Here is a 22,491-nt window from a genome sequence, read left to right as displayed (position 1 = left end):
CGGGCGGGGGGGGGGGGGGCGGGGGGGGGGGGGGGGGGGGCGCGCCGGCGGGGGGCGGGGGGGGGGGCCCGGGGGGGGGGGGGGTGGGCGAGGGGGGGGGGGGGGGGGGGGGGGGTGGGGGCGGCCGGGCCCACGTGCGCGGGCCCGGCCTTGGTGGAAGGGGTGGTGCGGGCGGGTCAGTCGGCGAAGACGGCGCTGAACTGAGGGGTGCCCGAGGTGGAGACGCCGACGGTGCCCGCGCCGATGAAACGGCTACCGGCGGTGGTGATCTTCTCGCCGTCGGACGGCAGGTAGGTGATGGCGCCGTCACCGGCGTCCTCGGTCGCGCCGATCACCAGGTCGGCCTTGCCGTCACCGGTGACGTCGTCGAGCTTGACGTCGTTGCCGAAGAGGTCGCTCTTCTCGTTGCCGCCGGGGACGCCGGTGGTGTTCTGGTTGAACGACTGGGTGCCGGAGGCGGTGTTCACGCCGGACTGCGAGCCGTACAGGACGGTGACCGCGCCGGTGTCGGTGACGCCGTCGATGTCCTCCAGCGGGGTGCTGACGACGAGGTCCTGGTAGCCGTCGCCGTTGACGTCGCCGAGGTCGAGCTCCCAGCCGAAGGAGTCGCCCTTCTCCGAGGTGCCGGGGACGTTGCCGGTGTTCTGGTCGATGCCGGTGGTGGACGCCGGGCCGGCGGCGGAACCGTAGGTGACGTTCACCCGGCCGCCGGTGGAGGAGTCCGGGACGGCGGTGCCGTCGGACAGGGTGGCGTCCCAGCCGGCGCCGCTGACGATGTCGCCGAAGCCGTCGCCGTTGATGTCGCCGATGGCGGTGATGATGCCGGACTTGAGGGTCTTGGCGGACGAGCCGCTCAGACCGCTCGCGGTGCCGGGCAGCCAGTAGTTGGTGTTCCAGCCGTACTGCGACTTGGTCTCGTAGCCGTCGACCACGAGGTCGGTGCGGCCGTCGCCGTTGACGTCACCGGCGGTCAGGCTCATCGGGCCGAACGGGTAGTCGTTGCTGCCGTTCTGGATGGGCGGCTTGATGGTGGTGATGCTGCCCGCGGTGCCGGAGCCGCTGATGCCGCCCTTGTAGAGGTACAGGGTGGCGGAGGAGCTGCCGACGACCAGGTCGGTCTTGCCGTCGCCGTCGAAGTCGCCGGCGGCGAGGTCCTTGCCCCAGTAGTCGTGGCCGGAGACGGCCGGGTCGACCAGGTGGGCGGACTTGCCGGTCAGGCCGCTCTTCGAGCCCCACAGGACGACGAGGTCGCCGCCGTTGGTGTCGTTGCCGACCTTCTCGAACGGGCTGCCGACGGCGAGGTCGTCGTAGCCGTCGGCGTTGAAGTCGCCGTACGCCGTCTCGCGGCCGAAGCCGTCGCCGGCCTCGGCGGTGCCGGGGACGCCCGTGGTGTCCTGGCTGATGGTGGTGCGCTTGGCGGAGGAAACGCCGGTGGCCGTGCCGTACAGAACGACGACCTGGCCGGCGTCCTTGTGGCCGCCGACGTATGCGCCGGGCGCGGAGGCGGCGATGTCGCCGATGCCGTCGCCGTTGAAGTCCGCCTTCGCGACCTTGACCGAGTCGGCGGCGGTCGCGGGTGAGGCGACGAAGGTGAGCAGGCCGCCCGTCAGCGCGGCCGCGGTGGCCGTCGCGAGGGCGAGACGCCTGTGCTTGTGCATGCGGTTCTCCTGCGGCATGCGGGGGATGCCTGGCGGGCATCCACAGTCGATGGGGTGCGGACTGCCCGTGTTCGTCGCTTGTTGTACCGCGGTTCACCGGGCGGTCGGCGATCAAGAGACCTGCGCGGGGGCGTGAGGGTTGTACGGGAGACCGGTAAAGCTTTCGAGACCGCCGAGCACGTTCGGGTGACGGCGTCTCAGGGCCGCCGGGCGGGTTCGCATGACGGCGGTTCACGGCCGCCGGTCGGTGTGCGACGGCGTCCTGCCTGCGCCCGACGGGTGGGTGTGGGTAAGGATTGGCGCATGAGCGTAGTGAAGATCAACGTGCTGACCGTCCCCGCCGAGCAGCGGGAGACGCTGGAGAAGCGGTTCGCCTCGCGGGCCCACGCCGTGGAGAACTCCGACGGCTTCGAGTGGTTCGAGCTGCTGCGGCCCGTCGAGGGCACCGACCAGTACCTCGTGTACACGCGCTGGCGTGACGAGGAGTCCTTCCAGGCGTGGATGGAGGGGCCGATGAAGTCCGCGCACCAGGGCACCGGCGAGGGCGCCGAGCGCCCCCGCCCAGCCGCCTCCGGCTCCACCCTGTGGTCCTTCGACGTGGTCCAGCAGGCGGCTCCCAAGGGGGCGTAGCGCGCCGCGGCCCGTGACGTACGACGGCGCCCCCTGCCTGTGCGGGTCAGGGGGCGCCGTCGGGTTCCCGGGGGCGGCTCGGCCGGTGGGGTTACTTCACCGGCTCGGGCTCGGGGGCGGTCTCCGACTCGGCCGTGCCCGCGGGGGGCTCGTCGTCGGGGACCGGGGTCCGGACGGAGTCGAGCAGGAGCTGGGCGACGTCCACGACCTGGATGGACTCCTTGGCCTGACCGTCGTTCTTCTTGCCGTTCACCGAGTCGGTGAGCATGACCAGGCAGAACGGGCAGGCGGTGGAGACGATGTCGGGGTTGAGGGAGAGGGCCTCGTCGACGCGCTCGTTGTTGATGCGCTTGCCGATCCGCTCCTCCATCCACATCCGCGCGCCGCCGGCGCCGCAGCAGAAGCCGCGTTCCTTGTGGCGGTGCATCTCCTCGTTCCTGAGGCCCGGGACCTTGCCGATGATCTCGCGCGGCGGCGTGTAGATCTTGTTGTGGCGGCCCAGGTAGCACGGGTCGTGGTAGGTGATGATGCCCTCGACCGGGGTGACGGGGACCAGCCTGCCCTCGTCGACGAGGTGCTGCAGCAGCTGGGTGTGGTGGATGACCTCGTAGTCGCCGCCGAGCTGCGGGTACTCGTTGCCGAGGGTGTTCAGGCAGTGCGGGCAGGTCGCGACGATCTTCTTCGCGGACCTCGGCTTCGCGGACTCGGGAACGACCTTGCCCTCGTCGTCCGTCTCCTCGCCGAACGCCATGTTCAGTGCCATGACGTTCTCCATGCCGAGTTCCTGGAACAGCGGCTCGTTGCCCAGGCGGCGGGCGGAGTCACCGGTGCACTTCTCGTCACCGCCCATGATCGCGAACTTCACGCCCGCGATGTGCAGCAGCTCGGCGAAGGCCTTGGTGGTCTTCTTCGCGCGGTCCTCCAGGGCGCCGGCACAGCCGACCCAGTACAGGTACTCGACCTCGGAGAGGTCCTCGATGTCCCTGCCGACGACCGGGACCTCGAAGTCGACCTCCTTGGTCCACTCCAGGCGCTGCTTCTTCGCCAGGCCCCAGGGGTTGCCCTTCTTCTCCAGGTTCTTGAGCATCGTGCCCGCCTCGGACGGGAACGCGGACTCGATCATCACCTGGTAGCGGCGCATGTCGACGATGTGGTCGACGTGCTCGATGTCCACCGGGCACTGCTCGACACAGGCACCGCAGGTGGTGCAGGACCACAGCACGTCCGGGTCGATGACACCCAGCTCCGCGGCGGTGCCGATCAGCGGGCGCTCGGCCTCGGCCAGTGCGGCGGCGGGTACGTCCTTCAGCTGCTCCGGCGACGCCTTCTCCTCGCCCTCCATGGACTTGCCGCCACCCGCGAGCAGGTAGGGCGCCTTGGCGTGGGCGTGGTCGCGCAGCGACATGATCAGGAGCTTGGGGGAGAGCGGCTTGCCGGTGTTCCACGCCGGGCACTGCGACTGGCAGCGCCCGCACTCGGTGCAGGTGGAGAAGTCCAGCAGGCCCTTCCAGGAGAACTGCTCGACCTGGGAGACGCCGAAGACGTCGTCGTCGCCCGGGTCGGTGAAGTCGATCGGCTTGCCGCCGCTCGTCATCGGCAGCAGCGCGCCCAGCGCCGTCCCACCCTTCGCGTCCCGCTTGAACCAGATGTTCGGGAACGCCAGGAAGCGGTGCCACGCGACACCCATGTCGGTCTTCAGCGCGACCACGATCATCCAGATGAAGGAGGTCGCGATCTTCAGGCCGGCGAAGAAGTAGGTCAGGTTCTGGAGCGTGGAGACGTCCAGGCCCCTCAGCCACGAGACGACCGGGTACGAGATGAAGAAGGAGGCCTCGTAGCCGTCCACGTGGTGCTGGGCGCCCTCCAGGGCGTGCAGCATGAAGATGCAGACGCCGACGATGAGGATGACGGCCTCGACGAAGTACGCCTGGCCGAAGTTGGAGCCGGCGAAGCGGGACTTGCGGCCCGGCTTGTTCGGCTTGCTCAGCTGCCGGATGACGAGCAGGGCGAGGATGCCGAGCACCGTCATCGTGCCGATGAACTCGACGTAGACGTTGTAGGGCGCCCATTCGCCGATGATCGGCAGGAGCCAGTCCGCCTTGAACAGCTGGCCGAACGCGTTCACGATCGTCAGCAGCAGGGTGTAGAAGCCGATGGCCACGAACCAGTGCGCCACGCCGACGACGCCCCAGCGGTTCATCCGGGTGTGGCCGAGGAACTCGCGCACCACGGTCACGGTGCGCGCGTACGGATTGTCGGTCCGGGCCCCGGCCGGTACCGGCTGGCCGAGCCGCATGAAGTTGAAGATCTGCAGGCAGGCGCGGCCGAACAGTGCCACGCCGACCACGATCAGGACCAGCGACACGATGATCGCGGCGAGTTGCATTGGGGCTCCTGAAGCGGCCTCGATTTTGACCGAGCGACATTACTAAGCGGTAACTTATGCAGTCCGTCTGAGACTACCCCCATCTTCCTTCGGGATGCAGCCGGGCGCGGGGTGATCTGGGTCGCTGAGGTCTGCCTTTCCCCGCGTCCGCGCGTACGCCTATTGCATCCCACGGGCAATCCGATCGTGTTATTCATCCCGAATTGCTACATTCGCACCTACCTTAGAGCCGTGCTCTACGGGATCGCCGCCGCCACCGCCGCCCTCTTCCTCGCCGCCGTGCTCGCGGCGCTGCTCAGAGTGCCCGCGCTGCGGCTGGGCATCCTCGACCGGCGCCGGCAGCGGCCCCTTCCGGTGCTCGGCGGCCTCGCCGTGGTGGCCGTCACCTGTCTGGTCGCCTGGGTGGGGCAGTGGACGCGGGTGGCCCCGCTCGGGGACGGGGTCGGCAGGCTCCTGGTCGCCGCCGCCGCGCTCGCGGCACTGGGCCTCGTCGCCGACGTGTGGCGGCTGCGCGCGCGTGTGCTCGTCGCCGGCGCGTTCGTCGCCGCTGCCTGTGTGGTGCCGTACGACGAGACCGGCGTGCCGGGCGGGGCGCTGGCGGTGGGCTGGATCGCGCTCGCCTCCCTCGCCTTCAAGGGGCTCGACCACGCCGACGGGCTGGCCGGGACCGTCGGGGTGGTCACCGCGTTCGGGGCGGGCGCCTGTGCCGCCGCCGAGGTGATGGACGGGCTCGCCGTCCTGCTGAGCGTGTTCGCCGCCGCCCTCACCGGCTTCCTCATGCACAACTGGCATCCCGCGCGGGTGGGGATGGGGGCCTGCGGTTCGCTGTTCACAGGATTCCTGCTGTCGGCGTCCCTGGTCTTCACGCGTGCGGGGTACGCGATCGGCCCGAGCGCGGCCGTGGTGTTCGGTCTCGGCGCGGTCGCCGTCGCCGACACCGTCCTGGTGGTCCTCGCCCGGCTGGTGTCCCGGCGCCCGCTGCTCAGGCGGGGTCCCGACCATCTCGCGCACCGGCTGCGGCGGCTCGGGCTCACCCCCCAGGGGTCCGTCGTGCTGCTGGGTGCCGGCTCCTTCTCGTCGGTGCTCGTGGGGGTGCTCGTGCACACCGGCTGGACGGGGGGCCGGGCCGTGTGGTGGGTTGCGGGAGTGGCGCTGCTCGCCGTTCTCGTACTTCTTCTGGTCCCGATCAAGCCGCCCCGCCACACCGAATCCACGCAGGTCACGGGTTCGTTGCGTGTAAGGAACGGATAAGAGTTGAGCCCAGCTGGCTCAGGTCTGTTGACCGAGCGGACGCGGTCATGCACACTTGAGTCTGTTCCACTCAAGTCAGCTGGAGGAATCAACCATGGCACGTGCGGTCGGCATCGACCTGGGCACGACTAACTCCGTCGTCAGCGTTCTGGAGGGCGGCGAGCCCACCGTCATCACCAACGCCGAGGGTGCCAGGACCACGCCGTCCGTCGTCGCCTTCGCCAAGAACGGTGAAGTGCTCGTCGGCGAGGTCGCCAAGCGCCAGGCGGTCACGAACGTGGACCGGACCATCCGCTCGGTGAAGCGCCACATGGGCACCGACTGGAAGATCCAGCTGGACGGGAAGGACTTCAACCCCCAGCAGATCTCCGCGTTCATCCTGCAGAAGCTGAAGCGGGACGCCGAGTCCTACCTGGGCGAGAAGGTGACCGACGCGGTCATCACCGTCCCGGCGTACTTCAACGACTCCGAGCGTCAGGCGACCAAGGAGGCCGGCGAGATCGCCGGCCTGAACGTCCTGCGCATCGTGAACGAGCCCACCGCGGCCGCGCTCGCGTACGGCCTCGACAAGGACGACCAGACGATCCTCGTCTTCGACCTCGGTGGCGGCACGTTCGACGTGTCCCTGCTGGAGATCGGCGACGGCGTCGTCGAGGTGAAGGCCACCAACGGTGACAACCACCTCGGTGGTGACGACTGGGACCAGCGCGTCGTCGACTACCTGGTCAAGCAGTTCCAGTCGGGTCACGGCGTGGACCTGTCCAAGGACAAGATGGCCCTGCAGCGCCTCCGCGAGGCCGCCGAGAAGGCCAAGATCGAGCTGTCCTCGTCCACCGAGACCTCGATCAACCTGCCCTACATCACGGCGTCCGCCGAGGGCCCGCTGCACCTGGACGAGAAGCTCACCCGCGCTCAGTTCCAGCAGCTGACGGCCGACCTGCTGGAGCGCTGCAAGACGCCGTTCCACAACGTCATCAAGGACGCCGGCATCCAGCTCGGCGAGATCGACCACGTCGTCCTCGTCGGCGGCTCCACCCGTATGCCCGCCGTCGCCGAGCTGGTCAAGGAGCTGACCGGCGGCAACGAGGCCAACAAGGGCGTCAACCCGGACGAGGTCGTCGCCATCGGCGCCGCCCTGCAGGCCGGTGTCCTCAAGGGTGAGGTCAAGGACGTCCTGCTGCTCGACGTCACCCCGCTGTCCCTCGGTATCGAGACCAAGGGCGGCATCATGACCAAGCTGATCGAGCGCAACACCACGATCCCGACCAAGCGGTCCGAGATCTTCACGACGGCCGAGGACAACCAGCCGTCCGTGCAGATCCAGGTCTACCAGGGCGAGCGCGAGATCGCGGCGTACAACAAGAAGCTCGGCATGTTCGAGCTGACCGGTCTGCCGCCGGCGCCGCGTGGCGTCCCGCAGATCGAGGTCGCCTTCGACATCGACGCCAACGGCATCATGCACGTGACCGCCAAGGACCTGGGCACGGGCAAGGAGCAGAAGATGACCGTCACCGGCGGCTCCTCGCTGCCGAAGGACGAGGTCGACCGCATGCGCCAGGAGGCCGAGAAGTACGCGGAGGAGGACCACGCCCGCCGCGAGGCCGCCGAGACCCGCAACCAGGGCGAGCAGCTCGTCTACCAGACCGAGAAGTTCCTCAAGGACAACGAGGACAAGGTCCCCGGCGAGATCAAGACCGAGGTCGAGACCGCTGTCGGCGAGCTGAAGGAAGTCCTCAAGGGCGAGGACACCGCCGAGATCCGCACCGCCACCGAGAAGGTCGCCGCCGTCTCGCAGAAGCTGGGCCAGGCGATGTACGCCGACGCTCAGGGCGCCCAGGCCGCCGGCGGTGCCGGTGAGGCCGGTGCCGGCGAGGCCAAGGCCGACGACGACGTCGTGGACGCCGAGATCGTGGACGACGAGCGCAAGGACGGTGCCGCGTGACGGAGGAGACCCCGGGCTTCGAGGAGAAGCCCGACGTCCCCTCCGGCGCGACCCCCGAAGACGCCGAGTCGAAGGCCGCTCCCGAAGAGGGGGCGGCCCCGGCCGGGGACGTAAACGCAGACGCGGGTCTGGTGGCCCAGCTGGACCAGGTGCGTACGGCGCTCGGTGAGCGCACGGCGGACCTCCAGCGCCTCCAGGCCGAGTACGCGAACTACCGCCGCCGTGTCGAGCGCGACCGGATCGCGGTCAAGGAGATCGCCGTGGCGAACCTCCTGACCGAACTCCTGCCCGTGCTCGACGACATCGGCCGCGCCCGGGAACACGGCGAACTCGTCGGCGGCTTCAAGTCCGTCGCCGAGTCGCTGGAGACCGTCGCGGCCAAGATGGGCCTGCAGCAGTTCGGCAAGGAGGGCGAGCCCTTCGACCCGACGATCCACGAGGCCCTGATGCACTCCTACGCGCCGGACGTCACCGAGACGACCTGCGTGGCGATCCTGCAGCCCGGGTACCGCATCGGCGAGCGCACCATCCGCCCCGCGCGGGTGGCCGTCGCCGAGCCGCAGCCCGGCGCGCAGACGGTCAAGGCGGAGGGCGCCGAGGAGAGCACCGAGGCGGCCGAGGCCGACGACAAGGAGAACGGTGGCCCGGAGGAGGGCTGACGTAATCACCAGCGAGGCAGGAGAGGAGGGACGTCGAGGATGAGCACCAAGGACTTCATCGAGAAGGACTACTACAAGGTCCTCGGCGTCCCCAAGGACGCCACCGAGGCCGAGATCAAGAAGGCGTACCGGAAGCTCGCCCGCGAGTTCCACCCGGACGCCAACAAGGGCAACGTCAAGGCCGAGGAGCGCTTCAAGGAGGTCTCCGAGGCGAACGACGTGCTCGGCGACCCCAAGAAGCGCAAGGAGTACGACGAGGCGCGCGCCCTGTTCGGCAACGGCGGCTTCCGCCCCGGGCCGGGCGCCGGCGGCTCCTTCAACTTCGACCTGGGCGACCTCTTCGGAGGCGCCGGCGGGGGCGGTGCCCAGAGCGGCGGCTTCGGCGGCGGGATCGGGGACGTCTTCGGGGGCCTGTTCAACCGCGGTGGCACGGGGGCGACCCGGACCCAGCCGCGGCGCGGGCAGGACATCGACACCGAGGTCACCCTCAGCTTCACCGAGGCGATCGAGGGGGCGACGGTCCCGCTGCGGATGACGTCCCAGCAGCCCTGCAAGGCCTGCTCCGGCACCGGCGACAAGAACGGCACACCGCGTGTGTGCCCGACCTGTGTCGGCACCGGGCAGGTCGCCCGGGGCTCGGGCGGCGGCTTCTCGCTGACCGACCCCTGCCCCGACTGCAGGGGCCGCGGCCTGATCGCCGAGCACCCCTGCCTGGAGTGCAAGGGCAGCGGCCGGGCCAAGTCCTCCCGCACGATGCAGGTCCGCATCCCGGCGGGCGTCACCGACGGGCAGCGCATCCGGCTGCGCGGCAAGGGCGCGCCCGGCGAGCGGGGCGGACCGGCGGGCGATCTGTACGTGGCGGTGCACGTCGGAGAGCACCCGGTGTTCGGCCGCAAGGGCGACAACCTCACCGTCACCGTGCCGGTGACGTTCACCGAGGCCGCTCTCGGCGGCGAGGTGCGGGTGCCGACTCTAGGCGGCCCCTCCGTCACCCTGAAACTGCCGCCCGGCACCCCGAACGGCCGTACCATGCGGGCGCGGGGCAAGGGCGCGGTCCGCAAGGACGGCACTCGCGGCGATCTGCTGGTCACCGTCGAGGTGAGTGTCCCCACGGACCTGTCGGGGAAGGCTCGTGACGCGCTGGAGGCGTATCGCGAGGCGACCGCGGGCGAGGACCCGCGGGCGGAGTTGTTCGAGGCCGCGAAGGGAGCCTGAGAGTGATGGACGGCCGTCGACGTAATCCGTATGAACTGACCGAGGAGACCCCGGTCTACGTCATCTCGGTGGCGGCCCAGCTCTCCGGACTGCACCCGCAGACGCTGCGCCAGTACGACCGCCTCGGCCTGGTCTCCCCCGACCGCACCGCCGGCCGGGGCCGCCGTTACTCGGCCCGCGACATCGAACTGCTCCGCCAGGTGCAGCAGTTGTCGCAGGACGAGGGCATCAACCTGGCCGGCATCAAGCGGATCATCGAGCTGGAGAACCAGGTCGCCGCCCTGCAGTCCCGCATGGCGGAGATGGAGGCGGCCCTGGACGGCGCGGCGGCCGCGATGCGGCAGCGCGAGGCCGCCGTCCACGCCTCCTACCGCCGGGACCTGGTCCCGTACCAGGAGGTCCAGCAGACCAGCGCGCTCGTGGTGTGGCGGCCCAAGCGGCAGCAGCAGCCGGACTGATCCGTAGCAGCGGCCGGGCCGACCGGCGGCAGTGGCCGGGCCGGCCCTCCGGCAGGCGTGGCGGAGCGACGGAGCGACGAAGGGCCCGCAGGCGTCAGAGCCTGCGGGCCCTTCTCCGTGCCATCCCCGTTGGCGGAGTCTGTTCGCTCATCTGGTCGAATCCGCGCGCCGGCGGTGCGCCGCCCGGTGATCGCATGGTGATCACACGGTGATCGTGAGGTGCCGGGAACGGACCGGTCGTGCCGATCTGTGGCCGCCTGTGAACTCCGATTGCGTGGAGGGTCCGTAAAGAGTGTTTGCAGGGGGTTCCGCGCCCCCTTCACAGGGTCACCCGAGCGTGGTGTTGCGGACTCGTTAAGTGATTCCGCTTGACGCCGGGTACGGCATCCGCGTTGTCTTTTCAGACACCTGGGTCGTATAGCAGCACCCACGTCCGGAACGCACCTGAAGTGAGCCCCCGAATGCGCCGTATCGCCATATCCGTGGCCGCGTCCACGTTGACCCTCTCGCTCGCCGGCTGCGGCGTGCTGAACGCCACGGGGGACAGCGCGAGCGCGAGCCCGACCAAGGGCGACGACGTCACCGTGGGCCTGCTGCTCCCGGAGAAGGCCAACTCCCGCTACGACAGGTTCGACTACCCCATCATCAAGGACAAGGTGGCCGAACTCACCAAGAAGCAGGGCAAGGTCGAGTACGCCAACGCGAACGCGAGCGCCACCCGTCAGTCCGAGCAGCTGCAGCAGATGGTGGACGACAAGGTCGACGTCATCCTGCTCGACGCCGTCGACGCGCACGCCGTCGCCGACGGGGTGAAGAAGGCCAAGGACGCCGGCATCCCGGTCATCGCCTACGACCGCCTCGCCGAGGGCCCGATCGACGCCTACATCTCCTTCGACAACGAGCTGGTCGGCGAGGTGCAGGCCCGCAGCCTGCTGGAGTCCCTGGGGTCGGGCGTCGACAGCTCCGACAAGATCGTCATGATGAACGGCTCGCCCACCGACCCGAACGCCAAGCAGTTCAAGCAGGGCGCCCTGTCCGAGCTGACCGGCAAGGTGACGATCGCCGCGTCCTACGACACCAAGGACTGGAAGCCGGAGAACGCCGAGGCCAACATGGCCGAGGCGATCGCGAAGATCGGCAAGGGCAACATCGCGGCCGTCTACGCCGCCAACGACGGCATGGCGGGCGGTGTCATCAAGGCGTTCAAGGCGGCCGGCGTCACCGACCTGCCCCCGATCACCGGCCAGGACGCCGAACTCGACGCCGTGCAGCGGGTGGTGGCGGGCGAGCAGTACATGAGCGTCTACAAGTCCTACCCGGACGAGGCCGAGGCCGCCGCGCAGATGGCCGTCACCAAGATCCAGGGCAAGGACATCCGGTTCGACGCCCTCACCCAGGACAGGGTCGACAGCCCCACCAGCAAGGCCATCCCGGCCAGGCTGGTGCAGGTGAGCGAGCTGACCAAAAGCAGCATCAAGGACACGGTCATCGAGGACGGCATCTACACCGCCGCCGACATCTGCACCGCCAGGTACAAGGCGTCCTGCGCGGCGATCGGCCTGAAGTGACGGCCGGTGGATCCTGACCGGAGCCGGGCCGGACCGCGGCCGGACTCCGGCCGGACCCACGCCGGACCCGGGCCGGACTCCCGGCGGCAGGGCCCCGAGGCACGACCGAGAGCCGTACGACGACGTGTCGTACGGCTCGAGGCCGTGGGCCCTCGGCCGGGCCCACGGCCGCTCCCCGGCGTCGCGCCACCCCCGTGGGCGCGATGCGGCGGCCCCGGCCGGGCGGGGGGCGCCCGGGGCCGAGGCCGCTCCGGGTGCCTGGGGCACCCGGGGGAAGCGGGAACAACGATGCCCCGGTGAAGTCCGCCCCACCACCATCAGCTTGTTGCAATGCGAGGGGCGGAGCCTGGACGAAACCCGGGCAAAACAGGGGTTTGCGACAGCGCTCGTCGGGAGAGCCGTGTTGCGGACCTGGTCGGCGCCGCGCATAGTTGCGCTGCGGAAGAGGCAGCACACCGGGGGTGGAATGGGCGATGGCCGGGCACGGGGCGGAGGAGCATCCTCACGGTGCCGACCGGCTGTGTGAGGCCGGGGACCGTGTCTATTCCCGTGCCGTACGCCGGGGACGGGTGCCGCGCACGGACGCCGGGCCGGTGCCCTGCCTGCTGGAGCTGGCCCTGCTGCACCCGGACCCCGACGACATGGACTACCTGGTGCCGACCTCCCCGCAGGAGGTCATGACCAGGCTGCTGCGCGGCGTCTACGACGAGGTCAGCGAGAGTCAGCGGCGGGTGGGCTCGGCGGTGTCCGCCTTCGAGTGGTACGCGGACCTGGGCCGGCAGCTGAACGCCCTGGCCGCACCGGCCGAGGGCAGCGCCATCCGCGTGCTGGAAGGGCTCTCCCGCATCCAGGCGGCCATGGACGAGGCGACCGAGGCGTGCACCACCGAGGTGCTCACGGTGCAGCCTGGCGGCATCCGGCGCGAGGCGGAGCTGACCGAGGGGCTGCACCGGGCGCTGACCCTGCGCGGGCGCGGTGTGCGCATGCGCGACCTGTACACGCATGTGGCCCGGCACGGGCAGGGGCTGCTCAACTACCTGGAGCTGATGGGCGACACGGTCGAGGCCCGCAGCCTGGACGAGGTCATAGACCGGCTGATCCTCTTCGACCGCACGGTGGCCTTCATCCCCGCCAACTCCGACCGCACGATGGCCCTGGAGCTGCGCCACCCGGCGCTCGTCGAGTACCTGGTGACGGTCTTCGAGCGGCTGTGGCGGCTGGCCATCCCGCTCACCGCCCCGCTGCCCGACACCGGCATCGAGGGCATCTCGCACCGCGAGCAGTCCATCGCCGCACTGCTCGCCGAGGGGCATCAGGACGCGGTGATCGCCGAGCGGCTCGGCATCAGCGTCCGTACCTGCCGCGCCCACATCGCCCGGCTCTCGGAGACGCTGGGCGCGGCCAGCCGTACCCAGCTGGGCGTGCGGATCGCCCAGGTGGGGCTGGACGGCCACCGCCGGGGCCGGCCGGCCTCCGCGCTCACCGCTCCGGATCAAGAATCCCCGACTGTCCTATGAGGTAGCCGAGCTGGGCGCGGCTGTCGCTGCCGAGGGCGGTGGCGAGCTTGGCGATGTGCAGCCGCGCGGTGCGGACGTTCATGCCGAGCCGTTCGGCGATGACCGCGTCGGTGTGGCCCTCGACCAGGAGCGCGGCGATGGCGTGCTGGCGGGGCGTGATGCCGCCGAGCGACGGCGGCTGGACGGCCTGCGGGTACATCGGCGTGGCCAGCCGCCACAGCCGGTCGAACGCGGTGAGGAAGAAGCCGACCAGGGCCGGGTGGCGTACCTCCAGGGCGAGCCGCTGGTCGTCGCCGGCCGGGAGGAACGCCACCGTGCCGTCGATGACGATCTGCCGGTCCGGCAGCTCGTCGAGCGTGCGGGCCTCGGCGCGGCCGCGCAGCCGCTCGTATCGGGAGCGGATGAGCGGCAGATGGCGCTGGGTGTGCTGGTACAGGGTGCGGATACGGCCACCCCGGCCGAGCAGTGCCTGGTCGCGCTCCATGGCCCGGCTCTGCGCGAGCCGCCCGCGTTCGTCGTGGTAGTGGGTGTTGGGCTGGACGCAGCACACCTCGCCGGTCGCCTCGGCCATGGCGTCGCCGATCGCGCGGTTGATCACCTCGGTGCCGCCGAGGAGGCGCAGGGTGGGGGTGTCGGCGGGCGTACCGTGCCGGCTGCCGGCGTGCATGAGGGGCTCGAAGAGCTCCATCAGCCGCTCCTCCCGGCGCCGTTCCCCGGCGATGCGGGCACGGGAGGCGCGCAGGAAGCGGTTCAGCACGGCGGCGGGGGCGACGGGCTCCAGGCGGGCGAGGTCGTCGACGGCCGGGTGCAGCAGCCCCAGGCCGGTCAGGCAGGGCGCCTCGGCGGCCTCGGCGGCGGGCAGGTGCCCGTCCCGCAGGGCGCGCTCGTAGAGCTTCTCCCCGGCGGCGCACAGCTCCTCGACGCCGTGCTCGCGGTGGTTCACCGGACCGCCTCCGTGCGGCGGTCGAGGATCCCCGACCGCCCTATGAGGTAGCCGAGCTGGGCGCGGCTGTCGCTGCCGAGGGTGGCGGCGAGCTTGGCGATGTGGACCCGGGCGGTGCGGACGTTCATGCCGAGCCGTTCGGCGATGACCGCGTCGGTGTGGCCCTCGACCAGCAGTGCGGCGATCGCCCGCTGGCGGGGCGTGACCCCGCCCACGGTGGGCCGTTGGACGGCCTGCGGATACATGGGCGTGGCCAGCCGCCACAGCCGGTCGAAGACCGTCACGAAGTACGAGATCAGCGCGGGATGCCCCACCTCCAGGGCCAGGGTGGCGTCGGCGTTCGCCGGGAGGAAGGCGACGGCGCGGTCGATGACGATCAGACGGTCGGTGACCTCGTCCAGGCTGCGCGCCTCGGTGTCGCCGCTGAGCTGCTCGTAGTACCCGGCGACGGTGGGCAGATGGCGCAGGGTGTGCTGGTACAGCGTGCGGATCCGGCCGCCGCGGTCCAGCAGTTCCTGGTCCCGCCGCACGGCGGCACGTGACGAGGCATGGCCGCGCGGGGTGTTCAGTTCGTGGTGCGGCTGGACGCACAGCACCTCGCGGCGGGCCGCGGACATGGCCTCCGTGATGGCCTCGTTGATCCGCGCCGTGCCGCTGAGCACCCGCAGCGTGGGGGTGTCGGTGCCGGTCTCGGTCCGCCGGCCGTCGATCCGCATGAGCGGTTCGAACGCGTCGGCAACCAGGGCCTCGCGCCGCCGCTCGCCGGCGATCCGGTCCGCCGCCGAGCGCAGCAGCCGGTGCAGCGCCACGGCCGGCGGGACGGGCTCCAGGCGCCCGGGGTCCGGTGCGGAAGGCCGCAGCAGCCCGAAGTCGACCAGGCAGGGCGTACCGGCGGCGTCCCCTGCACGCACGTGCCCGTCGCGCAGGGCACGCGTGTACAGGTCCGTGCCCGCCGCGCACAGGTCCTCCACGCCGTGCCCGCAATGTGGTGCCGTGCTCACCGGGCCGCTCCCGCCTCGCCGGCCGGCTCGGCCGGGTGCGGGAGCCGTCCGGCGTCCGAGCCCGTGCCCTCGCGTGTCGCTCCCGGCGGGACCATCGCGTCAGTGGTCCCGGTCCAGCATTCCGGACTGTGCGATGAGATAGCCGAGCTGGGCGCGGCTGCCGCTGCCGAGCGCCTGGGCGAGCTTGGCGATGTGGGCCCGGCAGGTGCGCACGTTCATGCCCAGGCGGCGGGCGATCGCCTCGTCGACGTGGCCCTCCACCAGGAGCTTGGCGATGGAGTGCTGGATCTCGGTGATGCCGTCGGGGGCGGTCTCGTACGGGGTGCCGGCGCTCAGTGGCACGGCGCGGTCCCACATGAACTCGAACACCTTGATCAGGTAGCAGACGAGGCCCGGGTGACGCAGTTCCAGGGCGACCTGCCGGTCGTCCCGTATGGGGATGAAGGCGACCGTCTCGTCGCAGATGATGAGGCGCTCGACCAGTTCGTCGATGGTGCGGTACTCCGCCTTGCCGTTGGCGAACTGGTCCACGTAGGCGAGCCGTTCGGGGCTGTAGCGGGCGGTGTGCTGGTACAGCGTCCGGATCCGCACGCCCCGCTCTATCAGGGTCCTGTCGCGCTCCAGGCCCTCGATGACCCGGCGTTCGGGGTGGCGGGCGCTCGGCTGGACCGTGAGCATCTCGTTGCGGCACTGGTCGGTGGCCAGGTCGAGCGCGGCGTTGATGCGGTCGAGCCCTTCCAGCACGGTGATCGAGTGCGTCGGGTCCCCGCCCTGAGCGGTGAGCGTCATGAACGGTTCGAAGACCTCCGCCAGTTCGTTCGAGGTGCGGCGGCGCTCGGATATCTCGCGTTCGATCGGATTGAGCCGCTGCGCCAGGGCCACCGAGGGGGGAACCGGCCGCAGCCAGTTCGCGTCGTCGAGGTCGGGGTGCAGGAGGGCGAACTCCATGAGGCAAGGGGCGGCCTCGGCGTCGGTGCGGGCGATCCGCCCCGTGCGCAGCGCGTTGGCGTAGAGACGCCTTCCTTCCTCACAGAGGTCAGTGATGGCGTGGGGATGTGTCGGTTCTGCCGGATTTGTTGTCAAATCTCCACCCCCCAGGGTCCTGAACATGCAGGAACATGATGCACTGATTGTGTGGTCATGACGTGCCTGAATGAGCCATCGTCTTATCCGACGGGGGAAGAGGGGACCTTCAAGTGAGGACGAAGCCGACTATGCGTAAGAGAATGCTTCGCTCGGTGCTTGTCGCCGCCTTCTCCGCCGTTGTGGCCTTCGGAACACTGAACGGCCTCTCCAATGCGAAGGGCGACGTACGAGCGGACAGCCGGTGGTCAGTGGTGGCTGCGGACAGCCGGTGGTCAGTGGTGGCGGCGACCGACGAGCCCGTCGTCACCGACACGGTGGCCACTCCCGGCGACAGCATCTGGTCGTGATATGACGACTCCGCCTGACGACCGCAGCTTCCGTCGCGAGATGGCCACGGCCTACCGCTCGGGCTGGCACTTCATCGACCTGGTCACCGCCATCCCCCACAGCGGCGACTCGTTGATGGTGACCGTGTTCGGCGAGCCGGTCGTCGTCACCCGGGACGATGACGAGGACGTGCGGGCATACCGGTGCCTGCGCAAGCCCCGCGGGGCGCCTCAGCCGGTACGGTGCGCCATCCGGTACGGAATGATCTTTGTGAACCTGGACCAGCGGGACCACCGGCTGACCGAACCGGTGGACCCCGATCTGACGACCATCTCGGCCACCCCCCGCAGTGCCTGACGCGATTCCCCCGTCGTAAAAGATCGCTCAGGCGCTTCCCCCCGCAGCGGCGTCACCGTGACCTGAACACGGTGACGCCGCTGCAGTTTTGTGGGGGCATTCCACGCTATGGACGTAGCCCATGGTGGCCGAAACCAGCCGTTCGGCGGCCGTAGCCGGTCACCCGTGCCCCAGCGCCCGGTCCACCTCGATCTCGATCACCACGCGCGCCGGATTCGGGCGCGGTGTCCGCTCGTAGCGCTCGGCGTAGCGCTGTTCCGCCTCCGCCACCCGCTCCGGCTCGGTGCGCACCCTCGCGCGCCCCTCCAGCGTGGCCCAGCGCCGGCCGTCCACCTGGCACACCGCGACGCGCGCCCCTTCGTCGCCGGCCGCGCGCACGTGGGAGGCCTTCGCGGACGTGCCGCTCGTGATCACCCTGGCAAGCCGGGCACCGGGGTCGTAGGTCACCCCGACCGGCACCACGTGCGGGCTGCCGTCGGGCCGGAGCGTGGTCAGCGTGCACAGATGCCGCTCGCGCCAGAACGCGAGGTAGGAGTCGCCCGGGGCATCCGGGTCTATGGAGTGGTTCACCATGCCTGCAACCTAGCCGGAAATCCCGCTCCGCCATCTTGAGTGGAATCGACTCAACTTTGTGTACGCTGGTTAAGTCAGCAGAGAGAGGCCGAGGAGGAGAACGGACACGTGGACGCCGAGCTGACCAACAGGAGCCGGGACGCGATCAACGCGGCGAGCAACCGGGCCGTGACCGAGGGGCACCCGGACCTCACTTCCGCTCACCTGCTGCTGGCCCTCCTGGAGGGCCAGGACAACGAGAACATCACCGACCTGCTCGCGGCCGTCGACGCCGATCAGGCCGCCGTACGCTCCGGCACGGAGCGGGTCCTGGCCGCGCTGCCCAGCGTGACCGGCTCCACCGTGGCGCCGCCGCAGCCCAACCGGGAGCTGCTGGCCGTGATCGCCGACGCCGGGGAGCGGGCGAAGGATCTCGGTGACGAGTACCTGTCCACGGAGCACCTGCTGATCGGCGTCGCCGCGAAGGGCGGCGCGGCCGGTGAGGTGCTCAGGGGGCAGGGCGCCGACGCCAAGAAGCTGCTGGAGGCCTTCCGCAAGGCCAGGGGAGGACGCCGCGTGACCACCGCCGATCCCGAGGGTCAGTACAAGGCCCTGGAGAAGTTCGGCACCGACTTCACCACGGCCGCCCGCGAGGGCCGCCTCGACCCGGTCATCGGCCGGGACCAGGAGATCCGCCGGGTGGTGCAGGTGCTCAGCCGCCGTACGAAGAACAACCCCGTGCTCATCGGTGAGCCGGGCGTCGGCAAGACCGCCGTGGTCGAGGGGCTCGCCCAGCGGATCGTCAAGGGCGACGTGCCCGAGTCGCTGAAGGACAAGCGGCTCGTGGCGCTGGACCTCGGCGCCATGGTGGCCGGGGCCAAGTACCGCGGCGAGTTCGAGGAGCGGCTGAAGGCCGTGCTCGCCGAGATCAAGGACTCCGACGGGCAGATCATCACCTTCATCGACGAACTGCACACGGTCGTGGGCGCCGGCGCCGGCGGCGACTCCGCCATGGACGCGGGCAACATGCTCAAGCCGATGCTGGCCCGCGGTGAACTGCGCATGGTCGGCGCGACCACCCTGGACGAGTACCGGGAGCGGATCGAGAAGGACCCCGCACTGGAGCGCCGCTTCCAGCAGGTGCTGGTCGCCGAGCCCACCGTCGAGGACACCATCGCGATCCTGCGCGGTCTGAAGGGCCGGTACGAGGCCCACCACAAGGTGCAGATCGCCGACAGCGCGCTGGTGGCCGCCGCGACCCTGTCGGACCGGTACATCACCTCCCGTTTCCTGCCGGACAAGGCCATCGACCTCGTCGACGAGTCGGCTTCCCGGCTGCGCATGGAGATCGACTCCTCGCCCGTGGAGATCGACGAACTGCAGCGCTCCGTCGACCGGTTGAAGATGGAGGAGCTGGCGATCGCCAAGGAGACCGACCCGGCCTCCCGGGAACGCCTGGAGAAGCTGCGCCGCGACCTCGCCGACAAGGAGGAGGAGCTGCGGGGGCTGACCGCCCGCTGGGAGAAGGAGAAGCAGTCCCTCAACCGGGTCGGCGAGCTGAAGGAGAAGCTGGACGACCTGCGCGGCCAGGCCGAACGGGCCCAGCGCGACGGCGACTTCGACACCGCCGCCAAGCTGCTCTACGGCGAGATCCCGGAGCTGGAGAAGGAGCTGGAGGCCGCCTCCGAGGCCGAGGAGGAGGTCGCCAGGGACACCATGGTCAAGGAGGAGGTCGGGCCCGACGACATCGCCGACGTCGTCGCCGCCTGGACCGGTATCCCGGCCGGCCGCCTGCTGGAGGGCGAGACGCAGAAGCTGCTGCGCATGGAGGACGAGCTGGGCCGGCGGCTGATCGGCCAGGGCGAGGCCGTGCGGGCGGTCAGCGACGCCGTGCGACGCTCCCGCGCCGGCATCGCCGACCCCGACCGCCCGACCGGATCCTTCCTGTTCCTCGGCCCGACCGGTGTGGGCAAGACCGAACTGGCCAAGGCGCTCGCCGACTTCCTCTTCGACGACGAGCGGGCCATGGTCCGCATCGACATGTCGGAGTACGGCGAGAAGCACAGCGTGGCCCGGCTGGTCGGCGCACCCCCCGGCTACGTCGGCTACGAGGAGGGCGGCCAGCTCACCGAGGCCGTCCGCCGCCGCCCCTACAGCGTGGTGCTGCTGGACGAGGTGGAGAAGGCCCACCCCGAGGTCTTCGACGTCCTGCTCCAGGTGCTGGACGACGGCCGGCTGACGGACGGCCAGGGCCGCACCGTCGACTTCCGCAACACCATCCTGGTGCTCACCTCGAACCTGGGCAGCCAGTTCCTGATCGACCCGGTCACGAGTGAGGCGGAGAAGAAGGAGCAGGTGCTGGAGACCGTACGGACCTCCTTCAAGCCGGAGTTCCTCAACCGGCTCGACGACCTGGTGGTCTTCACCGCGCTGACCAAGCCCGAACTGGAGCGGATCGCGAAGCTCCAGATCGACCGGCTGGCCAAGCGGCTCGCCGAGCGGCGCCTGAGCCTGGAGATCACCCAGGAGGCGCTGGCCTGGCTCGCCGAGGAGGGCCTGGACCCCGCCTACGGCGCCCGCCCGCTGCGCCGCCTGGTGCAGACCGCCATCGGCGACCGGCTCGCCAGGGAGATCCTCTCCGGCGAGATCAAGGACGGCGACACGGTCCGCGTGGACCGGGCCGGCGAGGGCCTGCTGGTGGGCCCGGCGACCGGCAAGACGCTGTAGCTCCCGGCCGCCGCCGTACGGCCCCCGCTCCGGACCACCGCGAGGTGACCGGCGCGGGGGCGGCCGGCCGTTTCAGACGCTGGACACGGCGACGTACAGCGCCCAGAAGCACCAGAGGGAGAAGCCCAGACAGCCCCACCACAGGGCCCACAGGACCCATCGCACCGCTCTCGGTATGCGCATGCCCGGATCGTCGCCCGGCCGGGTCACCCCGCCGGGAACCCGTCCCGACCGCTTCCACGCCACGCCGGATCGCCCCCCGTCCACCGGATTCCCACCCGTCCAGCCGGATCATGTCAGCCCACGGCTGACAGGCCCCGCCGGGGGTTGCCACCCCCCTCCCCGCATGGGGGAGGATGGCGGGATCCGCATGAAGGGAAAATCACGGTGAGCATCGACCCGTCCTCGATTCCGAACTTCGGGGGCCAGCCCGAACCGCAGCCCCAGGGACCTGCGGGCCCCGTCGTCCCGGATCAGGACCTCGTGAAGCAGCTCCTCGACCAGATGGAGCTGAAGTACGTCGTCGACGAGGAGGGAGACCTCGCGGCGCCTTGGGAGCAGTTCCGCACGTACTTCATGTTCCGCGGGGAGGCCGAGCAGGCGGTCTTCTCGGTGCGGACCTTCTACGACCGCCCCCACCAGATCGACGAGAAGCCGCAGCTGCTGGAGTCCATCGACGACTGGAACCGCCGCACCCTGTGGCCGAAGGTGTACACCCACACCCACGACGACGGCACCGTCCGTCTCATCGGTGAGGCCCAGATGCTGATCGGCACGGGCGTCGACATCAACCACTTCGTCTCCTCCACGGTCAGCTGGGTGCGGGCCGCGATCGAGTTCGACAAGTGGCTCGTCGAGCAGCTCGGCCTGGAGCAGGAGGTCGACGAGGCGGAGAAGCCCGAGGACGACGGGGAGTAGCCCCGACGGTCCCGGACCCCTCACAGAGGCGCGCGCACGAACACGACCAGGTACGCGCCGTAGCCGAAGCTGAGCCCGGCCAGGGCCGCGACCACCACGGCCGCGTGCCGGGGCCGGGCTCTCGCCGTGCGCACCAGCGCGCGGGCGAGCGGCAGCAGCAGCGGGAACGCCGGCAGCAGGAACCGCGGCTTGGACGCGAAGAAGCCCGAGCCGCCGAGCACGACCAGGAGCAGTACCCCGCTGTGCACGAGCAGCGGCACCGGGGCGCGCTCCACGAGCAGCAGCGCGTACAGCAGCACGGCGGCCACGACGATGATCAGCGTCATCGGCACGTCGAACCGGCTGTTGTGCAGCAGCGAGCGGCGCACGACCTCCAGCGAGCCCTGCCCGAAGTCGAACCGCGAACCCCAGCGGCGCTGCACCTCGAAATAGCCGTGCAGCGGGTCGCCCGTGCGCAGTCCGACCCAGAGCACGTACGCCGTCCAGCCCAGCGGGGCGAGCGCCGCGCCCGTCCACAGCCTGTGGGAAACCCGGCCGCGGCGGCGCCACACCTCGCAGCCGGCCGCGGCCAGTACGGCGGCGGCGACAGCGAAGCCGTTCGGCCGGGCGAGTCCCGCGAGCGCCGCCAGGGAACCGGCCCACAGCCAGTTGCCGGCCAGCACCGCGAACAGCGACCAGGCCGCGAACGCCGTCAGCAGCGGCTCGGTGTACGCCATCGACAGCACCACCGAGTGCGGCAGCAGGCCCCACAGCAGCACCAGCGCGAAACCGACCGCCCGCCCGTGCAGCCGGCAGCCGATCGCGTGGATCCCGGCGGCGGCCACGGCGGCCGCCGTCCACGACACGAGGAGCCCGGCGCCGGTCCAGCCGAGCGGTGTCACCGCGCGCAGCGCCCGCACCAGGGCCGGATACAGCGGGAAGAAGGCCAGGTCGCTGACGACGGTGGAGCGCAGGTGCAGCGAGCGGCCGTAGCCGTGCGCGGCGATCCCGAGGTACCAGACCGAGTCCCAGGATCGGCCGAGCAGGGTGAGCGGGTGCTTGCCGGCGGCCTGCCCGACGAGCGCGAGCACGGCGGTGCCGGCGAGCCGCACGCCCAGGAACAGGCCGGCCGCGAGGACGCTCGCCCTCCCGAGGGGCGGCCCGGTGACCTTCCGGGGCTCCGGCTCCGGTGTGACGACGACGGGTGGGGTGAGGAGGGTGCTGGCGTAAGTCACACCACCGCACCTTGCAAGGGCCTGGGCGCGGACGCGAGCGGCGGACCGCCGACCGCGTGACCGGTTCACCTGTGTCGCGTAC

Annotated in this window: 19 protein-coding genes; 12 read left to right on the top strand and 7 right to left on the bottom strand. The window is 70.7% G+C overall.

Features of this window, described 5'->3' with window-relative positions:
• Positions 1-176: 176 nt before the first annotated feature.
• Positions 177-1,658: an FG-GAP and VCBS repeat-containing protein gene (locus ACGFT2_RS29780; RefSeq protein WP_393284008.1), complete on the bottom strand. Its 1,482-nt coding sequence runs from the start codon at positions 1,656-1,658 to the stop codon at positions 177-179.
• Positions 1,659-1,961: 303 nt separating this feature from the next.
• On the opposite strand from ACGFT2_RS29780, the gene ACGFT2_RS29775 reads away from it, so the two are divergent.
• On the top strand, positions 1,962-2,288 hold the full coding sequence (locus ACGFT2_RS29775; protein WP_393284005.1) for an antibiotic biosynthesis monooxygenase family protein: 327 nt from the start codon (positions 1,962-1,964) through the stop codon (positions 2,286-2,288).
• Positions 2,289-2,379: 91 nt separating this feature from the next.
• Here ACGFT2_RS29775 and ACGFT2_RS29770 read toward each other — a convergent pair whose 3' ends face one another.
• Positions 2,380-4,674, bottom strand: a complete 2,295-nt coding sequence (locus ACGFT2_RS29770) for a (Fe-S)-binding protein (RefSeq protein ID WP_393284002.1) — start codon at positions 4,672-4,674, stop codon at positions 2,380-2,382.
• A 231-nt stretch (positions 4,675-4,905) separates the two neighbouring features.
• Between ACGFT2_RS29770 and ACGFT2_RS29765 the strand changes: the two genes are divergently transcribed.
• The 7 genes from ACGFT2_RS29765 (at position 4,906) to ACGFT2_RS29735 (ending at position 13,284) form a co-directional block, all read left to right on the top strand.
• On the top strand, positions 4,906-5,925 hold the full coding sequence (locus tag ACGFT2_RS29765; protein WP_393283999.1) for an MraY family glycosyltransferase: 1,020 nt from the start codon (positions 4,906-4,908) through the stop codon (positions 5,923-5,925).
• Between the two features lie 94 nt (positions 5,926-6,019).
• Entirely contained in the window at positions 6,020-7,867 is a 1,848-nt protein-coding gene (gene dnaK, locus ACGFT2_RS29760; protein ID WP_393283996.1) for a molecular chaperone DnaK, read from the top strand.
• The gene (gene grpE / locus ACGFT2_RS29755; RefSeq protein ID WP_393283993.1) at positions 7,864-8,526 is read left to right on the top strand and encodes a nucleotide exchange factor GrpE; all 663 of its coding nucleotides are present in this window, start codon (positions 7,864-7,866) and stop codon (positions 8,524-8,526) included. Before dnaK ends, grpE begins: the two co-directional genes overlap by 4 nt.
• Positions 8,527-8,565: 39 nt before the next feature.
• A complete protein-coding gene (dnaJ, locus tag ACGFT2_RS29750) occupies positions 8,566-9,741 on the top strand; it encodes a molecular chaperone DnaJ (protein WP_393283990.1) in 1,176 nt (391 codons plus the stop codon).
• A gap of 5 nt (positions 9,742-9,746) precedes the next feature.
• Positions 9,747-10,199, top strand: coding sequence for a heat shock protein transcriptional repressor HspR (locus ACGFT2_RS29745; RefSeq protein ID WP_393283987.1), 453 nt, complete (start codon positions 9,747-9,749; stop codon positions 10,197-10,199).
• A 461-nt stretch (positions 10,200-10,660) separates the two neighbouring features.
• Positions 10,661-11,767, top strand: a complete 1,107-nt coding sequence (locus ACGFT2_RS29740; RefSeq protein WP_393283984.1) for a sugar ABC transporter substrate-binding protein — start codon at positions 10,661-10,663, stop codon at positions 11,765-11,767.
• A 473-nt stretch (positions 11,768-12,240) separates the two neighbouring features.
• Entirely contained in the window at positions 12,241-13,284 is a 1,044-nt protein-coding gene (locus tag ACGFT2_RS29735) for a LuxR C-terminal-related transcriptional regulator (RefSeq protein ID WP_393283982.1), read from the top strand.
• Here the strand turns inward: ACGFT2_RS29735 and ACGFT2_RS29730 are convergent.
• The 3 genes from ACGFT2_RS29730 to ACGFT2_RS29720 all read right to left on the bottom strand — a co-directional run bounded on the left by ACGFT2_RS29730 (position 13,247) and on the right by ACGFT2_RS29720 (position 16,338).
• A complete protein-coding gene (locus tag ACGFT2_RS29730) occupies positions 13,247-14,227 on the bottom strand; it encodes a helix-turn-helix transcriptional regulator (RefSeq protein ID WP_393283979.1) in 981 nt (326 codons plus the stop codon). The two genes, ACGFT2_RS29735 and ACGFT2_RS29730, sit on opposite strands and share 38 nt — an antisense overlap.
• Positions 14,224-15,228 (bottom strand): LuxR C-terminal-related transcriptional regulator, encoded by a 1,005-nt coding sequence (locus ACGFT2_RS29725; RefSeq protein WP_393283976.1) that lies wholly within the window; start codon positions 15,226-15,228, stop codon positions 14,224-14,226. The genes ACGFT2_RS29730 and ACGFT2_RS29725 overlap by 4 nt, the downstream gene beginning before the upstream one ends.
• Before the next feature lie 99 nt (positions 15,229-15,327).
• Positions 15,328-16,338 carry a helix-turn-helix transcriptional regulator gene (locus tag ACGFT2_RS29720; RefSeq protein ID WP_393283973.1) on the bottom strand — a complete coding sequence of 337 codons (1,011 nt, stop codon included), beginning with the start codon at positions 16,336-16,338 and terminating at the stop codon, positions 15,328-15,330.
• Positions 16,339-16,442: 104 nt separating this feature from the next.
• Here ACGFT2_RS29720 and ACGFT2_RS29715 point away from each other — a divergent pair, with 104 nt between their 5' ends.
• Together ACGFT2_RS29715 and ACGFT2_RS29710 are read left to right on the top strand one after the other, a co-directional pair.
• On the top strand, positions 16,443-16,661 hold the full coding sequence (locus tag ACGFT2_RS29715) for a hypothetical protein (protein WP_393283970.1): 219 nt from the start codon (positions 16,443-16,445) through the stop codon (positions 16,659-16,661).
• 1 nt (position 16,662) lies between these two features.
• Positions 16,663-16,998: a hypothetical protein gene (locus ACGFT2_RS29710; protein WP_393283967.1), complete on the top strand. Its 336-nt coding sequence runs from the start codon at positions 16,663-16,665 to the stop codon at positions 16,996-16,998.
• A 159-nt stretch (positions 16,999-17,157) separates the two neighbouring features.
• Here ACGFT2_RS29710 and ACGFT2_RS29705 read toward each other — a convergent pair whose 3' ends face one another.
• Positions 17,158-17,571, bottom strand: coding sequence for a pyridoxamine 5'-phosphate oxidase family protein (locus tag ACGFT2_RS29705; RefSeq protein WP_393283964.1), 414 nt, complete (start codon positions 17,569-17,571; stop codon positions 17,158-17,160).
• A 108-nt stretch (positions 17,572-17,679) separates the two neighbouring features.
• Here ACGFT2_RS29705 and clpB point away from each other — a divergent pair, with 108 nt between their 5' ends.
• Positions 17,680-20,277, top strand: a complete 2,598-nt coding sequence (gene clpB, locus ACGFT2_RS29700) for an ATP-dependent chaperone ClpB (RefSeq protein WP_393283962.1) — start codon at positions 17,680-17,682, stop codon at positions 20,275-20,277.
• 387 nt (positions 20,278-20,664) lie between these two features.
• Entirely contained in the window at positions 20,665-21,195 is a 531-nt protein-coding gene (locus ACGFT2_RS29695) for a YbjN domain-containing protein (RefSeq protein ID WP_393283959.1), read from the top strand.
• Between the two features lie 20 nt (positions 21,196-21,215).
• On the opposite strand, the gene ACGFT2_RS29690 is transcribed toward ACGFT2_RS29695, so the two are convergent.
• The gene (locus ACGFT2_RS29690) at positions 21,216-22,409 is read right to left on the bottom strand and encodes a hypothetical protein (protein ID WP_393283957.1); all 1,194 of its coding nucleotides are present in this window, start codon (positions 22,407-22,409) and stop codon (positions 21,216-21,218) included.
• Between the last annotated feature and the right edge of the window lie 82 nt (positions 22,410-22,491).

It is taken from the genome of Streptomyces sp. NPDC048514 (genome assembly GCF_043199955.1).
GTDB lineage: Bacteria > Actinomycetota > Actinomycetes > Streptomycetales > Streptomycetaceae > Streptomyces.
This window is presented reverse-complemented; position numbering and strand designations above follow the sequence as displayed.